This window comes from Congregibacter litoralis KT71, assembly GCF_000153125.2.
GTDB classification, from domain to species: domain Bacteria; phylum Pseudomonadota; class Gammaproteobacteria; order Pseudomonadales; family Halieaceae; genus Congregibacter; species Congregibacter litoralis.
This window is the reverse complement of the sequence record NZ_CM002299.1, coordinates 3,746,070-3,761,237: the sequence shown is the minus strand read 5'-3', so window position 1 is coordinate 3,761,237 and position 15,168 is coordinate 3,746,070. Positions and strand designations below refer to the sequence as shown.

General features: G+C 58.6%; 11 protein-coding genes. 5 read left to right on the top strand and 6 right to left on the bottom strand.

Annotation, left to right across the window (positions count from 1 at the left end):
- The first annotated feature begins 310 nt into the window (after positions 1 to 310).
- A complete protein-coding gene (gene lon, locus KT71_RS17050) occupies positions 311 to 2,812 on the top strand; it encodes an endopeptidase La (RefSeq protein WP_008294098.1) in 2,502 nt (833 codons plus the stop codon).
- 360 nt (positions 2,813 to 3,172) lie between these two features.
- Here the strand turns inward: lon and cmoB are convergent, their stop codons facing one another.
- Positions 3,173 to 4,147, bottom strand: coding sequence for a tRNA 5-methoxyuridine(34)/uridine 5-oxyacetic acid(34) synthase CmoB (gene cmoB / locus KT71_RS17045; protein WP_008294099.1), 975 nt, complete (start codon positions 4,145 to 4,147; stop codon positions 3,173 to 3,175).
- Positions 4,144 to 4,890, bottom strand: a complete 747-nt coding sequence (cmoA, locus tag KT71_RS17040) for a carboxy-S-adenosyl-L-methionine synthase CmoA (RefSeq protein WP_008294100.1) — start codon at positions 4,888 to 4,890, stop codon at positions 4,144 to 4,146. Before cmoA ends, cmoB begins: the two co-directional genes overlap by 4 nt.
- Before the next feature lie 133 nt (positions 4,891 to 5,023).
- On the opposite strand from cmoA, the gene KT71_RS17035 reads away from it, so the two are divergent.
- The gene (locus tag KT71_RS17035) at positions 5,024 to 5,983 is read left to right on the top strand and encodes an aminotransferase class IV (RefSeq protein WP_008294101.1); all 960 of its coding nucleotides are present in this window, start codon (positions 5,024 to 5,026) and stop codon (positions 5,981 to 5,983) included.
- Positions 5,980 to 6,717: a sulfotransferase-like domain-containing protein gene (locus KT71_RS17030; protein WP_008294102.1), complete on the top strand. Its 738-nt coding sequence runs from the start codon at positions 5,980 to 5,982 to the stop codon at positions 6,715 to 6,717. The genes KT71_RS17035 and KT71_RS17030 overlap by 4 nt, the downstream gene beginning before the upstream one ends.
- Before the next feature lie 131 nt (positions 6,718 to 6,848).
- On the opposite strand, the gene KT71_RS17025 is transcribed toward KT71_RS17030, so the two are convergent.
- Positions 6,849 to 7,040: a hypothetical protein gene (locus KT71_RS17025; protein ID WP_008294103.1), complete on the bottom strand. Its 192-nt coding sequence runs from the start codon at positions 7,038 to 7,040 to the stop codon at positions 6,849 to 6,851.
- 198 nt (positions 7,041 to 7,238) lie between these two features.
- Between KT71_RS17025 and KT71_RS17020 the strand changes: the two genes are divergently transcribed.
- Positions 7,239 to 8,426: an amino acid aminotransferase gene (locus KT71_RS17020; RefSeq protein ID WP_023660273.1), complete on the top strand. Its 1,188-nt coding sequence runs from the start codon at positions 7,239 to 7,241 to the stop codon at positions 8,424 to 8,426.
- Between the two features lie 20 nt (positions 8,427 to 8,446).
- On the opposite strand, the gene KT71_RS17015 is transcribed toward KT71_RS17020, so the two are convergent.
- Positions 8,447 to 10,336: an ATP-binding cassette domain-containing protein gene (locus KT71_RS17015; RefSeq protein ID WP_008294105.1), complete on the bottom strand. Its 1,890-nt coding sequence runs from the start codon at positions 10,334 to 10,336 to the stop codon at positions 8,447 to 8,449.
- A gap of 199 nt (positions 10,337 to 10,535) precedes the next feature.
- Here KT71_RS17015 and KT71_RS17010 point away from each other — a divergent pair, with 199 nt between their 5' ends.
- Positions 10,536 to 11,606 carry a COX15/CtaA family protein gene (locus tag KT71_RS17010; RefSeq protein ID WP_008294106.1) on the top strand — a complete coding sequence of 357 codons (1,071 nt, stop codon included), beginning with the start codon at positions 10,536 to 10,538 and terminating at the stop codon, positions 11,604 to 11,606.
- On the opposite strand, the gene KT71_RS17005 is transcribed toward KT71_RS17010, so the two are convergent.
- Both KT71_RS17005 and KT71_RS17000 read right to left on the bottom strand, forming a co-directional pair.
- Complete coding sequence (locus tag KT71_RS17005) at positions 11,593 to 12,153, bottom strand: helix-turn-helix domain-containing protein (protein WP_008294107.1); 561 nt, start codon at positions 12,151 to 12,153, stop codon at positions 11,593 to 11,595. The two genes, KT71_RS17010 and KT71_RS17005, sit on opposite strands and share 14 nt — an antisense overlap.
- 415 nt (positions 12,154 to 12,568) lie before the next feature.
- Positions 12,569 to 15,088 carry a TonB-dependent receptor gene (locus KT71_RS17000; protein WP_008294108.1) on the bottom strand — a complete coding sequence of 840 codons (2,520 nt, stop codon included), beginning with the start codon at positions 15,086 to 15,088 and terminating at the stop codon, positions 12,569 to 12,571.
- Between the last annotated feature and the right edge of the window lie 80 nt (positions 15,089 to 15,168).

Sequence of the window (15,168 nt, the reverse complement as noted above, 5' to 3'; positions counted from 1 at the left end):
CCCCATCCAAGCCTGCTCAGCTCAAGCAGTGTCGTTCGTCGGCACGAGGCCTCCGCGCCCGGGTCGTCGAAGAGCCAATCCCCCAAATCTTTTTTGGCGATCGACGACCCGGGCGTGGAGGCCGCATCCAAATAAAGCACAGTTAACCCTTACCCAGCTTGGCTCGAGCACGCTCGACGCCCGAAAAAGCATCGGGTGATTCGCTCATTCGAACGTAGCCGCGCCAAGCCTCGATTGCTGCGCTATTAGGGCGATGAGTTGAAATCGGCGCTGTGACCCCCATCTCTTTCGTCTAAGCAGAGGATTTCTTATGCAAGACGAAAAAACCGATGAGCAGGAGTCACCAGGCCTGGATCTGAGCGCGGAGATCGTCAACGACGAGGCCGTACTCAAGTCGTCAACGCCCGCGGTCGCCGATGATGTGCTGCCCGAGTCACTCTATCTGATACCCGTACCTCAGCGACCCTTCTTTCCGGGTCAGGTGCAGCCCGTGGGCATGGATCTCGAGGAGTGGGGCGGTACCATCAAGGAGGTCATGGAGAGCTCCAACGGGGTGGTGGGTCTCGCCTATGTGGACCCCGGTCAGCTCAGTGGTTCCGAGCCCGAGCCCAAGCACTTTCCGGAGATCGGCTGTGTCGTGCGTCTCCATCGACCCCCTATGGTCGCAGAGAATCCGGGCCAGTTTCTGGCGCAGGGTGTGCGCCGTTTTCGTATCGTGCGCTGGCTCAATAACAAGCCGCCCTACCGCGTGCAGGTGGAATATCCCCGCAGTCAGGGAGATCGGGAAAGTGACGATGTAAAAGCCTACGCCATGGCGGTGTTGCAGGCGGTTAAGGAGCTTTTGCCCCTGAACCCCCTCTACAGCGAAGAGCTGCGCCACTACATCGCGAATTTCAATCCGAATCAGCCGAGCCTCCTCGCGGACTTTTCTGCAGCGCTGACGACCGCCAAGGGTGAGCAACTTCAGGAAATTCTGGAGACGTTGCCCCTGCAGTCCCGCATGCAGAAAGTGCTGACGCTTCTGGGCAAGGAACGGGAGGTGGCGGAGCTTCGGGGCAAGATCACCGAGCAGGTTAACGAAAAGGTCTCGGATCAGCAGCGAGAGTTCTTTCTTCGCGAGCAGATGAAGGTTATCCAGAAGGAACTGGGTATCTCCAAGGACGATCGCACCTCGGACGCTGAGCGTTTTGAGGAACGTCTGGAGGCGTTGGTATTGCCCGACGCCGTGCGCGAGCGCATCGATGACGAGCTGCAGAAACTCTCTGTTCTCGAGCCGGGGTCCCCGGAATACGGAGTCACGCGCAATTATCTCGACTGGGCGACGCAGGTGCCCTGGGGGCTGACCTCGGAAGACAATCTCGATCTCAAACATGCGGCGACGGTGCTGGATGCGGATCACGATGGCCTGGACGACGTCAAAGACCGCATTCTGGAGTTTCTTGCGGTGGGCTCTTTCAAGGGAGAAATCGCAGGGTCGATTCTGCTCCTGGTGGGCCCCCCCGGCGTTGGAAAGACCAGCATCGGACGCTCCGTTGCCAGCGCCCTGGGGCGGGAGTTTTATCGCTTCAGCCTGGGCGGAATGCGCGATGAGGCGGAGATTAAAGGCCATCGCCGCACCTATATCGGTGCCATGCCCGGGAAATTTGTTCAGGCGCTGAAGGAAGTCAAAGTCGCCAATCCGGTCATTATGCTGGATGAGATTGACAAGATCGGCGCGTCGTTTCGGGGTGATCCCGCCTCAGCGTTGCTGGAGGTCCTTGATCCCGAGCAGAACAGTGAGTTCCTCGATCACTATCTCGATTTGCGGGTGGACCTGTCGAAGGTGCTGTTCATCTGCACGGCCAACCAGCTGGACACGATTCCCGGGCCCCTGTTGGATCGCATGGAAACCCTGCGTCTGTCGGGCTATGTGGCAGAAGAGAAGCTGGCCATTGCCCGGAACCACCTCTGGCCCAAGCAGCTGGAGCGTCATGGGCTGGAGAACGATCAGCTCAAGATTAACGATCCGGCCCTCAAGTACGTCATTGAGTCCTATTGTCGCGAGGCCGGCGTCCGAAACCTGGAAAAACAGTTATCACGCATCATGCGAAAGGCCATCGTGGACTTTGTAAAAGATCGCGGCAAAGGACGACGGCAGTCCGCCAAAACCCCTAAATCAGGCGCTGAGAGACGTCGTATCGGCAAGCGGGATATTGAGGATTTGCTGGGTAAACCCCTGTTTCAGCGGGAGAAGCCCCAGCGGGGTATTGGCGTGGCAACGGGGCTTGCCTGGACGGCCATGGGCGGCGCCACCCTGCCCGTGGAATCGTCGCGGGTACACACCCTGAATCGGGGTTTCAAGCTCACGGGCCGACTGGGTGATGTTATGCGGGAATCTGCGGACATCGCCTACAGCTTTATTGTGTCCCATCTGAAGGACTATCGCTGCGATCCGGACTTTTTCGATACCAGCATGGTGCATCTTCACGTGCCCGAGGGCGCGACTCCCAAGGATGGTCCCAGCGCGGGCATCACCATTGCCACGGCACTGGTGTCCCTCGCACGGAAGGAGCGCATCCGTCGTCCCCTGGCGATGACGGGGGAGCTTACCCTCACGGGGCAGGTGCTTCCCGTCGGCGGCATACGCGAGAAAGTCATCGCGGCGCGGCGTGCCAAAATCATGGAGCTGATTTTGCCTCACGCCAACCGTCGGGATTTTGAAGAGCTTCCGGATTACCTGCGAGAAGGCATTAACGTGCACTTTGCGCGGACCTTTCGGGATGTTTTTGAGACCGTCTTTGAGGATCATCGACGGGATAAGCCCCTGCATTGATCGTGTCGAAACGCCTCTGCAAGTGGTGTGTTGATTAGACCTGCACAGCTTGGAGCGTGCTGATCACGAGCTGCCCCGCAGCCCCCTTCAATCGCCGAAAAGATTTGGGGGATCGGCTCTTTGAAGGAGGCCGCAGTGGTAGCTCGTGATCAGCAGGGCAGGGTGTAGCGCTAGTCCTGGTCACGCATGATCATTAATCGAGCCCCTGCGCTTGCAGGACAGGAGGCCCGGCACGCCACAGGATAAGCGAGCCGATCCCCTCATTCTTTTCGGGGAGTGTTCCTGTGGCGTGCCGGGCCGTCGATGCTTGTTCCGAGCTGACGAAGCAGTACTTGAAATAGACAGGCCCGTGCGAGGGGTTTAAGGCGCTTCCGCGATCACGATAGCCCGCCGCGGCGCGGGGTAGCCTTCGAGGGTGAGGGACGGGTCCTCAGGATCCAGAAAATGCTCCAGGGATTGAAAGCTCATCCAGTCCGTAGGGCGTTGCTCCTCCGTGGTGGTGACGGACTCGTCCACTACGCGGGGATTTTTCCATCCCAGTTTTGCCAGCCAGAGCACCAGCATGGCGGAGCTCGGGATAAACCAGACATTGCCCATGCGGGCGTAGCGTCCCTGGGGTACCAGGCATTGGCGTTCATCGCCTTCGATGACCAGCGTCTCCAGTACCAGCTGTCCGCCTCGACGCAAACTATCGCGCAGGGTGGTCAGGTGTTCCATGGGCGAGCGCCGGTGATAGAGCACACCCATGGAAAAGGCCGTATCGAAGGCGCGGAGCCCGGGCGGTAGCTTCTCAATTCCAACGGGAAGAATACTCACCGCGGGATCCTGTATGTAGCGTTGGAGCGCTGCAAATTGAATGACAAACAAGGGCGAGGGGTCGATGCCAATCACCTCGTCCGCTCCGGCACCGCGCATGCGCCAGCAGTGATAGCCATTCCCGCAGCCCACGTCCAGTACGCGGCGGTTGCTCAGGGGCTCGATATGCCCCACGAGACGATCCCACTTCCAGTCCGAGTGCCACTCCGTATCGATGGAGAGACCAAACAGCTCATAGGGCCCTTTGCGCCAGGGGCATAGACCCCGCAGGGCGGCCTCGAGGGCTGCACGCCCTGATTCGTCGAGGGTGTTTTCCGTGCTGACGCCCACCTTTGCGGTGTTCAGGGATACCTGGTCGGTGCCTATGTCCGGAAGGGACTCCAGCGCCGCACGCCAGCGGGGGATGTCACCGTGCCGTGCTACGGAAAGACCGGCCTCGACATGCGCTGGCAGCAGTTCGGCCCAGGGCGCCAGGGGGCCGTCTTTCCAGCGCTCCTGCAGTGCACGCACATCAATCATTTGAGGGCGATGATGGAAGCAAAGTTAAAGCACTGAAACCACACGTCGCTGGAACTGAAACCCGCGCTCGCGAGACGTTTGCGATGCTGTTCTATGGATTCGGGAACGAGGACGTTTTCAATGGAGTCGCGCTTGCGGGCGATCTCCAGGTCGCTGTAGCCGTGGGCGCGTTTGAAGTCGTGATGAAGATCAATATTGAGCTGGTTGAGGGACTCGTCGGGGAACACAACCTTCTCGGACAGGACCAGGATTCCCCCGGGCAGGAGCGCATCGGCAATGCCTTTGAGAAGGTCCAGGCGGTGCTCCCGGGGCACAAATTGCAGGGTGTAGTTGAGAACAACCATGGAGGCATTGGCGATGTCGCTTTTCAGAATATCGCCTTCCCGGAGTTCGACGGCGACGCTTCCCGGATCCCGGTCGATAAGCTCCCGGCAACGCGCAATCATGGCGGCGGAATTGTCGATGCCCACGATCACGCAGTCCGGCACCTCAATATGGCGTCGCATGGAGAGCGTTGTTGCTCCCAGGGAGCAGCCCAGATCGTAAACATTGCTGTGGGGCCGGGCGAAGCGACCCGCCAGCAGCCCTGACATGGCAATGACGGTCTCATAACCCGGGACCGACCGACGGATCATGTCGGGGAAGACGGATACCACATCGCTATCGAAACGAAACGGTCCCGGGGCGCGTAAAGGATCACTGAAGAGCGTGTCGGGATTCGAATGTCGGGGCTTATCACTCACGGTAAGGGTGTCTTTATTCAGAAGCTCAGGCGCCTAGCCGTGCGCCGGGAGCACAGCGTTAAGAGCCACGCATGGTAGCATGCGCCGCGTTTTCTTACGCTTATTCGTCATCGCATAATCCGGGATTTACACTATGAAGGGCACTCACGAATACGACGGCGCGGACCGTAATCAGGACATTCTCATCGACATAAACGGCGAGCTGTTGCCGCGGGAGAAAGCCGTGGTGTCGGTGTTTGATTCGGGCTTTGTGCTGGGCGATGGCGTGTGGGAGGGGCTGCGGGTTGAAAGTGGCACGATACTCTTCCTTGAGCAGCATCTGGACCGCCTTTATGAAGGCATGCACACCCTGGATTTTGAGATTTCCGTGAGTAAGGAAGCGCTGACGCAGCGACTCTACGCAGCCCTTCAAGCGAACGACATGCACGACGGCGTGCACATTCGACTCATGGTTTCCCGCGGGGTGAAGTCAACGCCCTACCAGGATCCCCGCATGACCGTAACGCCACCGACTATTGTCATTATTCCCGAGTACAAGACGGCGCTCCCCGAGACCGTGGAAAAGGGCGTGACCCTGTTTACCGTGCATGTGCGCCGGGGTTACTCCGATGTTCAGGATCCCACGCTGAACACCCATTCAAAATTAAATTGCGTGACGGCCTGTATTCAGGCCGCCAAGGCAGGGTGTGACGAGGCGCTCATGCTCGATCCCCACGGCTTTGTAGCGACCTGTAATTCCACGCATTTTTTTATTGTTCGCCGGGGCGAGCTCTGGACCAGTACCGGTGATTACTGTCTGGATGGCATCACCCGTCGCAAGGTTCTTAACATTGCTGCCGCCGAGGGGATGACGGTCAGGGAGCGGAACTTCACCCTCACGGACGTCTATAACGCCGAAGAGTCCTTTGTCACCGGTACCTTTGCCGGTCTGGTTCCCGTGCGTGAGGTGGACGGTCGAACCATCGGCACGGGAGAGCGGGGGCCCGTGGTATCCCGGCTGCAATCCGCCTACCGTCGCTACGTCGCCGACTACATCGAGGGTCCCGGCCGACTTCATCGTCGCAGCGAGGATGGAGCCGGGACTGAGTCATGAGCGTAAAACGCGTGGCAATGTGGTCAGGCCCGCGGAACATCAGTACCGCGATGATGCGATCCTTTGAGAATCGCAGTGACAGCGCGGTGGTGGACGAACCCTTTTATGCCGCCTATCTCGCCGAAACGGGTCGTGAGCATCCCGGTGGTCCCGAAATCCTCGCCAGTCAGTCGCAGGACTGGCGGGAAGTAGCCGACGCCCTGTGTCGTGAAGAGCCCGCATCGCTCTACTATCAAAAACATATGACCCAGCACATTCTGCCGGGCATGGATCTGTCCTTTACGGAAAAGCTGACGAACTGTTTTCTGATTCGCGAGCCGCGCAGGATCATCGCATCCTACGCCCGGGTACGCGGTGACTTCACCCTGGAGGAACTGGGCTTTGAGCAGCAGGCCGCGCTATTTGATCGCGAATGTGATCGCCTCGGCGAGGTGCCGCCGGTGCTCGATGCAGCGCTTACCCTGAGCAACCCTCGCGGCGTTCTCGGGCAGCTGTGTCAGCGCTTGTCCCTGCCTTTTGAAGAGGCGATGCTGCAGTGGCCCGCAGGGCCCCGGGACAGCGATGGTGTATGGGCTCCCCATTGGTATGCCTCGGTCTGGTCTTCCACAGGGTTTGCGGCACCCCCGGCTGAATCGTCAGAGCGACCCAAAACGTTGACGGCCGCGCAGGAAGCGATGTGCGAAGAAGCGGAGGGGCTGTACAAGGGAATGCGTGCCCACGCATTGCGTGGGTGACCGCTTGGGTAACATGCCTGGGTGACATGTCTGGGTAACAACGGTGCTCTGGGTAACAACGGTGCCTGTGACCGCGCTGGTATTGCTAGCGAGCTATGGCTACCCGGGAGCGTGCTCTCATCGCCGGCAGCTTAGTTGGCGCTGCGTACCCAGTAGTTCTCTTCGGCAAGCTGACGACGCTGACGAGCCTGGGGCTGGGGCTGCGCGAAATACTGATCGACGTCGTTCGCAGCCCGGGTCGGCTTACGGAACTTGATCGCGCCCAGAAAGGCAACCAGGCTGTTGCTGTCGCGGGATGTTGTGTTGTCGCTGTTATTGGCCATGACGGTGTTCCTTCTTACTATGAATGCAGAATAGAGTTCTGACGCCTGGCAACAAGGAAAAAGTCCGCATAAAAAACGTGAAAAATGCGCACCGTGCAACAAAGTCGCTGAGCGCCGAAAAATCCCGTGTTTTATCCACTGCCGTCGTCGCGTATTCTGATGTTCTTGTCCCGTCTGCCCTGTTTAGGAATGTTTGCCATGCTCGACGCTCTGTCTCTGCTCCCCGATGACCCCATTCTTGGTCTGGCCGCTGTGTGCCGCGCCGATGACAACCCTAAAAAAGTAGACCTCACCGTGGGGATTTACATGGATGAGTCGGGTGTTTGCCCGGTGTTTGATGCCATCACTCAGGCCCAGGCGCGCCTGGTGTCGCAAGAGACGAGCAAAGCCTATTTGCCCCCCGCCGGCGTGGAGGGATTTAATCCCGGCATGCAAAAGCTGGTGTTGGGCGAAAACAGCACGGCCCTTGCCGATGGTCGGGTGAGCAGCATTCAGGCGCCGGGGGGCTGCGGTGCCCTGCGCATTGGCGCAGAGATTATTCAGGCGGCGTCGCCGGGTGCTAAGGTTTGGGTATCCGATCCCACCTGGCCGGTACATATTCCGCTGCTGGGGAGTGTGGGTCTGCAGTTTTCCACCTATCGTTACTACGACGCCGAGACCCATGGAGTGAACTTCGAGGCTATGATGGAGGATCTCAAGGGTGCAGCCAGCGGTGATATCGTGCTTCTGCACGGCTGCTGTCATAACCCCTGTGGCGCGGATCTCTCTCAGGAACAGTGGAAGATTATCGGTGACATGGCTGAGGCCCAGGGCTTTATGCCGTTTATCGATATTGCCTATCAGGGTCTGGGCGATGGTCTCGATGCCGATGCGGCGGGGCTTCGGCAGCTGGCAGAGCGGCTGCCGGAGATGATTATTGCGGCGTCCTGCTCCAAGAACATGGGCCTCTACCGCGAGCGCACGGGCTGCACGCTCTTTGTGGGTAAAAACGCTGAGAGTGCCGACGCCTTGTTGAGCCAGGCCAAGGTCGCTGCGCGGCGCGTGTATTCCATGCCGCCGGCCCACGGCGCCCTGCTCGCCAGTGCCGTCCTGTCGGATCCCGAGTTGACCGCCAGCTGGCAATCCGAGCTTCACGCTATGTGTGCACGCATCAACGGCCTGCGCAGCGACCTGGTGGAAAAACTCCAGGCCTCCACGGGGCGCGACTTTGAATTTATCCGCGCCGAGAAAGGCATGTTTTCCTTTCTGGGATTGAGCGGCGATCAGGTGCAGGCCCTGCGCGATGACTACAGCGTGTACATGCTTGGCTCATCACGCATCAATGTTGCGGGGGTGAACGCCCGAAACATCGACTATCTCGCCGACTCCATCGCAAAAGTGCTGTAGTTGGAGGCTGAGGCTGGGGTTTAGGCTCGCTCCTCGAGCTCCGTCCAGCGTTCGATTTTTTCCTCGAGTGTCCCGCCAATACTCGCTAGTTCGGCGAGGAGATCTTTCACCTCCCGGGGATCCCGCTCGTAGAAGGCGGGATCGGCGCACAAGGTTTCAAGCTCTCCTTGCCGCGATTCCAGAGCCTCGATATCTGCGGGCAGGCTATCGAGCTCGCGCTGCTCTTTATAGCTGAGTTTCTTTTGGGGGCTTTTTTCGGCCGTGGCGGCGGGGGCAGGCGAAGGTGTGTCTTTTACACGCTCATGAGGCATGGCATCCAGGGGCAGGAGGCGGCCGCCTCGGGCTTCCCAGTCGCTGAAGCCACCGGCATGCTCCTCGATGCTGCCGTCGCCGGTGAGTACCAGAAGGCTTGTGACGACATTATCCATAAAGGCGCGATCGTGGCTCACCAGCAATACCGTGCCCTTGAACTCCATGAGCAGCTCTTCCAGAAGCTCCAGGGTTTCTATGTCCAGGTCGTTCGTCGGCTCGTCGAGCACCAGCAGGTTTACGGGTTTGCTGAACAGCAGGGCAAGCACCGCGCGGTTCTGCTCTCCCCCGGATAGGGCACCGACGGGTGTGCGTAGCCTTTGGGGCGAGAACAGAAAATCACCGAGATAGGAGACCGCGTGCTTGCGACGGCCACCGATTTCAATAAAGTCCCGGCCGCCGCAGACGTTATCGATAAGGTTCTTGGTGGGATCCAGCGTTGATCGTTGCTGATCGCCATAGGCAATTTCGAGCTTGCTGCCCAGACGCACTGTGCCCGTTTCCGGCGTGAGTTCACCGGTCAGTAGACGGATGAGCGTGCTTTTGCCCGCGCCGTTGGGGCCGACGATACCCACGCGATCGCCGCGCTGCAGTAGCAGCGAACAGGGCTTGATAATTGTCCGGCCGCCGAGGACGACGCTGGCGTCCTCAAGCTCCGCAACGATTTTGCCGCTGCGCTGCGCCGTATCCACGTTGAGGTTGGCAGTGCCCGTGCGCTCGCGTCGGGCGCTGCGTTCTTCGCGCATGGCTTTGAGCGCACGGACGCGACCCTCATTACGGGTGCGCCGCGCCTTAATACCCTGACGGATCCACTTCTCTTCTTCGCTCAGGCGTTTATCGAAGAGCGCGTTCGCTCGCTCCTCGGCGGCGAGCTGTTGCTCCCGATGATTCAAAAAGCCCTCGTAGCTTCCCTGCCAGACCGTGAGATTGCCGCGATCCAGCTCCGCGATGTGATCGGCTACGCCCTGGAGAAAACGCCGGTCGTGCGTGATGAGTACCAGTGCGCAGCGCAGACCCGTGAGCTGTTCCTGCAGCCACTCGATGGCGGGGATGTCCAGATGGTTGGTGGGCTCATCCAGCAGAAGAATATCCGGATCGCCCACCAGGGCACGGGCGAGGGCCGCGCGGCGACGCCAGCCCCCCGAGAGGCTGGACATAAGGGTGTCACGCCTGAGATCCAGTTGACTGAGGGTGCTCTCAACACGTTGCCCCAATTGCCATCCATCGGCCGCTTCCAGGGCGTGTTGCACCCGCTCCAACTCCACCAGATCCGCATCGGCAGAGGAGGTAAGCTGCTCGAAACGTCGCAGGAGGGCGCCGGTTTCTGCCAGGCCGTCGGCGACATAGTCGTATACGGTGATGTCTGCGGTATCCGGTAGCTCCTGCTCCAGTCTGGCGATGCGGGTGCCCGGGCGCAGCCAGCGTTCTCCGCCATCCAGGGCCAGATCGCCCGCGAGGATCTTCAGGAGGGTGCTTTTGCCCTCGCCATTACGACCTAAGAGTCCGAGGCGCTGACCACTGCTGATTTGCAGGTCTACGCTGTCCAGAAGTACGTGGGTGCCGAAGTGCAGATTTGCCTGCTCGAGACGCAAAAGATCCATGAAAACGGTGCTGTAAAAAATGAGGGCGCATTCTAACGCGCTCGGCGTTAGATCCACGTAACTTTCTAGGGATTATGGTGGCGCTGGGCGTCGCGGTGTCGATTCCGCTATCATTGCGCCGCTTTTTTTGGCGTTATCCGGCTATAGCCAGGCATCGACGGGCAGAGGCTCGGGTACCGATGCCACTTTTAGGATCGACATGTTTTCACGCGCATATCAAACACACCACGACCGACAGCTGGCTCTCTGGCTGCTCACCTGTGCCGTGGTGATCTACGGCATGATTTTGCTCGGTGGTGTCACCCGACTCACGGAGTCGGGTTTATCCATGGTGGAGTGGCGACCGATCATGGGGATCTGGCCCCCCATCGGAGAGGCCGCGTGGCAGGAGGTGTTCGCCAAGTATCAGCGGTTCCCCGAGTATCAGAAAATCAATCAGGGTATGGGCCTTGATGAATTCAAGGTGATATTCATGTACGAATATCTCCACCGGGTCCTGGGCCGATTGATCGGACTCCTGTTTATCATCCCCCTGGTGTTTTTTGCCCTGCGCGGGGTCATCCGTCCGGGACTCATGCCGCGCTTGCTGGTGCTGCTGGTCCTGGGAGGCTGCCAGGGGCTGCTGGGCTGGTATATGGTGAAAAGTGGCCTGGTGGACCGCCCCAGTGTTTCCCAATACCGGCTGACGGCGCACCTTGGCCTCGCCGTGGCACTCTACGCGGCTATCCTCTGGCAGTTCCTGAATCTGTGGCCAAAGGCCGGCCGCCGTTCGAAATCATCGTCGACTGCGTCCCTGGCGGGCGTTGCGCGCTGGTCACCCCTGCTTGTGGTTCTGGTGTATCTGATGATTTTATCAGGGGGGCTGGTAGCCGGAACGGACGCGGGCTACGCCTACCCAACCTGGCCGAAGATGGGCCCGGGGTTTGTTCCCCCTGGCTTGTACGCGGCGACGCCATCCTGGCTCGCCGCCTTTGAAGACGTGACCACGATTCAGTTCAATCATCGCCTGTTTGCCTACCTGCTGTTTTTTCTGGTCGGCGGTTTCGGTTTGTTTCTTGCGTTGAAGGCGTCCGGCACGGCCCTTCGCCTGGCCGGCGGCGCGGTGATGGCAGCGCTACTGCTGCAAATCACCCTGGGGATCGGCACACTGCTAACGCGGATGGCGATTCCCGTGGCGGCGGGTCATCAGGCGGGAGCGATCCTACTGCTGACGGTGCTGCTTTTTACCGTACATCTGTTGCGGCGACACACCACTATCAACGGTAGCTGACCACAAGGAAGCCCTTGAGCGCCTCGGGGCCCCTGCAGCGAATCACATGGGGTATATCGGCGCGGTAGTGCGCCGTATCGCCGGTTTGTAACACAACCTCACTGTTACCCGTGCCGACGATCGCAGACCCCTGAGACACGGAGAACATCTCCCGCGTGCCTTCAAAATGCGCGGCGCTTGCCAGTTCGGCGCCGGGCTGAAGGGTGATCACGTAGAACTCGATGTTTTTTTCCAGTTGCAGGGGCGAGAGGGTACGCAGTTCACACTCGCTGTCGGCGCGAAACACCGTGCCCGGATCGTCGCCACGCACGACATCGATGCTCGCACTGGCGTTGGGGTCATCCACAAGCTCACCGATGCTGATGCCAAAGGTTTGCGCGATGCGCTGGGTCACGGCCAGGGTCGGGTTGGCTTTGCCGCGCTCAATCTGGCTCAGCATCGATCGACTGACGCCAGAAGCGGCGGCGAGTTGCTCAAGCGTCATAGACTGCAGTTGCCGGAGCTGGCTGACGCGCTCGCCGAGGAGCCTGCTGGTGGAATCGGTCATCAGCGCATTATACGTAAGGTCAGCTATCCGGCGAGACGCCAGTATGCATTGCTCCGCGTCTCCTGGCGTATTGATCGATGAATTCGGCGAAGCTCCAGTGTGTATTGCTTCGCGTCGCGCTCACGCGCTCCTGATTGCTACGCAATACACACTGGAGCTTCGCCTTGTGCCGTGCAGTACTTGAGTACGTTTTTTTCTGGTCACGGCGTTGAGGAGTGCGGGCATAACTGTTGTGAAGCAATCAGGAGCGCGCAGCGCGACGCGTAACAACAGTTGTGGCCGTGCTCCGGTATCGAGTGGCGTTGTGAAAAAGCCGTGCTCCGGACGAGCCATCGCTCATTCCAAGTTACGAGTATCCCGCGGGCAAAAAAATGCCCGCACTAGGCGGGCATTAGGAGTATTGCTGAGCGTTCGCTTAGAAGGTGTACTTCAAGCGAGCACCAAAGACTGCGCTCTCGTCCATGTATCTGGAGTGCGAACCTGCAAGGACTGGTGTGTCATAAGACTGCATGAAGACCTCTTCATCAAAGATGTTACGTCCATAGGCCATGATCTCCCAGTCGCCTGATCGAAGTCCCAAGCGTAAGTTGGTCTTGGTGAAGGCGTCGATTTGGTCAATGGGGTCGTTATCACCTGCCGATTGGAAAGAATCGCGGTAATTAACCTCACCGCCGGCAAAGAACTCCATCTGGCCCACGGGACGGATATAGTCGAAGAAGAAGGAGGCACTGTAATCTGATGCGTACAGCGTAGGCTCACCAGACAGCGGGTTTCCTTGCTCGATCGAACAATTAGGATTGGCATCCAATTGAATGGCGGTACAGGGACCGTCGTCGAAGTCACTGTATGAGGCATCAAGGTAAGCAAAGTTCGCCCCAAGTCTGAGGTTGTCCGTAGCCTGCCAAAGAGCATCGACCTCAAGACCATAAATCTCTGAACCGGCAGCATTTTTCACTACGAAGCCAAGGCCTTCGAAGATAGCAGTTTGCAGGTCGGTGTACTCCGTGTAGAACAGGGCCCAGTTCAGGGTCATGCCGCCATCAAGCAGGGTATGCTTTCCGCCCAACTCAAAAGCATCCACCTCTTCGTCGCCAAATTCGAAGTCTCCATTCGGATTTGACAGGTCATAGCAGGCATCAAGATCAACGGTAAAGTCCGGGTTAGGTGCGCAGGGGAATGCGGTGGGTGCGAGATCCCCGGGGTTCTGGTCATCCGCCGCGGTGAAACCGCCGGATTTGAAGCCCTGGGAAAAGCTGGCATAGAGCATGCTGTCGTCACCAACATCCCACTGCAGATTGAACGATGGCGTCAACGCATCAGTCGAGCGCTCTTCCCTGAAATCATAGGCATAGGCATTGAAGCTGTTAGCCTGGATCAAGTGAAGGAAATAACTGTCGCCGGGGTTCAGGAGCCCTGAATTCTGATCACTCAGAAACTGCGTGCTGATCACATCCTTGTTCTCTTCGGTATAGCGAACCCCTACGGTTAAACGCAAGGTGTCAGTGAAGTTAAACGTACCCTGGGCGAACACCGCCAAGGAGTCTGAATCCAGCTGATAATTGTGATTTCGCGCTACCTGGTTCATGTCGTAGGCACCTTGGGTAAGGGCAAATAACAGGTTTTGCGGGAGTACTTCCGGCGGAGGATTGCCCGGGGTCACAATCGAAAGAAACTCAGGGAATAGTCCGTCGAAATTGGTATCAATAGCTACCTGCCGGTCAAACTCGAGGTCTGATTGGTCGTAGTAAAAACCCGCTACGTAGTCGAAAAACTCACCGCCCGGAGAGGCGATGCGAAACTCCTGGCTTACCTGCTCAAAGCTCTGATCATCGTCGCGGGAGATAAACTGCAGCGGTAACCAGTCTACGTCTGCACCATCAATGTACTGGTACTCCGACCAACCGGTGACAGAAGTCAGGGTCAATTCGCCGACCTGCCAGTCCACATTGAGTACCATGTTGGTGAGGTCGTTGTCTGAGCTGTCAGGGTTGATCCCAATGCCGATGCCGTCTTCCTGGGAGCGCCCGAAACCGTTGTCCTTAAATACTTCGAATTCGCGGCCGGTCTGCTCTTTGTAACCCGGGTAGAACACATCCATGATGCTGTAGGCCGTGTCGGCGAACGCGGAGCGGTTGGGAACAAACTCGTTTCGCTCGTCCCTGGTTAAAAACACCTTGCCCGTTGTTGTTGAGCCGGTTCGCTCATAATCTGACTGGGTATACTTGAAGTTAACGTTCAGGTTGTCAGTCGGCTGCCAGTTTAAAGACAGACGATAGGAAAGCTCTTCGACGCCACCCTCGGGTGTGCCAAGAAAAGTGTTGTCTGCAAAACCGTCTGTTTCACGATACTTAACCGCAAGTCGCGCCCCGAGGGTATCGGTGAGGCCGCCGCCTACAAAGCCTTCGACGATCCGGCCGTCGAAGGACTCGGCGGACGCCATAATCTGGCCTTCAAACTCATCGCCAGCCCGCGCACTGGCAGTGGTGATGTTGATCGCGCCGGCGACCGTGTTGCGACCAAACAGCGTGCCCTGAGGTCCACGTAGCACCTCTACGCGCTCTACGTCGAGGAATCCAGCGCGGTACTGACGTCCGCGACCCATGTACACGCCATCAATGTACATACCTACGGACTGCTCAAAGCCCTGGTTGTTACCCGAGCCCACGCCGCGCATATAGATGTTGGTGTTCACCGGAGCATCGGCGATGTGCAGGTTAGGCACATAGTCAGCCAGCGCCGCCATATTCGGAATGCCGGCATCCTGAATCTTCTCGCCCTGAACAGCCGATACAGAAATCGGAACGTCCTGAAGGCTCTCCGCGCGTTTCTGTGCGGTTACGATAACTTCTTCGAGTTGTTGTGCGCCGACGGTGAGAGATTGCGTCGCCAGTGATACGGCCGCGATGAGCGGCAGCGTGCGAAAGGTCGCAGACATGGATGATCCCCTTGTAATTTTATATTTATAAGTCGAAGGGCTGAGGAGCCTGTCGACCTGTTTTCGATCCTTGGTAAATT

What these genes read in the sequence shown, in the direction of transcription:
- lon (WP_008294098.1), top strand. Translation starts at nt 311, where the DNA reads ATGCAAGACGAAAAAACCGATGAGCAGGAGTCACCAGGCCTGGATCTG.
- cmoB (WP_008294099.1), bottom strand. Translation starts at nt 4,147, where the DNA reads ATGATTGATGTGCGTGCACTGCAGGAGCGCTGGAAAGACGGCCCCCTG.
- KT71_RS17035 (WP_008294101.1), top strand. Translation starts at nt 5,024, where the DNA reads ATGAAGGGCACTCACGAATACGACGGCGCGGACCGTAATCAGGACATT.
- KT71_RS17030 (WP_008294102.1), top strand. Translation starts at nt 5,980, where the DNA reads ATGAGCGTAAAACGCGTGGCAATGTGGTCAGGCCCGCGGAACATCAGT.
- KT71_RS17025 (WP_008294103.1), bottom strand. Translation starts at nt 7,040, where the DNA reads ATGGCCAATAACAGCGACAACACAACATCCCGCGACAGCAACAGCCTG.
- KT71_RS17020 (WP_023660273.1), top strand. Translation starts at nt 7,239, where the DNA reads ATGCTCGACGCTCTGTCTCTGCTCCCCGATGACCCCATTCTTGGTCTG.
- KT71_RS17015 (WP_008294105.1), bottom strand. Translation starts at nt 10,336, where the DNA reads ATGGATCTTTTGCGTCTCGAGCAGGCAAATCTGCACTTCGGCACCCAC.
- KT71_RS17010 (WP_008294106.1), top strand. Translation starts at nt 10,536, where the DNA reads ATGTTTTCACGCGCATATCAAACACACCACGACCGACAGCTGGCTCTC.
- KT71_RS17005 (WP_008294107.1), bottom strand. Translation starts at nt 12,153, where the DNA reads ATGACCGATTCCACCAGCAGGCTCCTCGGCGAGCGCGTCAGCCAGCTC.
- KT71_RS17000 (WP_008294108.1), bottom strand. Translation starts at nt 15,088, where the DNA reads ATGTCTGCGACCTTTCGCACGCTGCCGCTCATCGCGGCCGTATCACTG.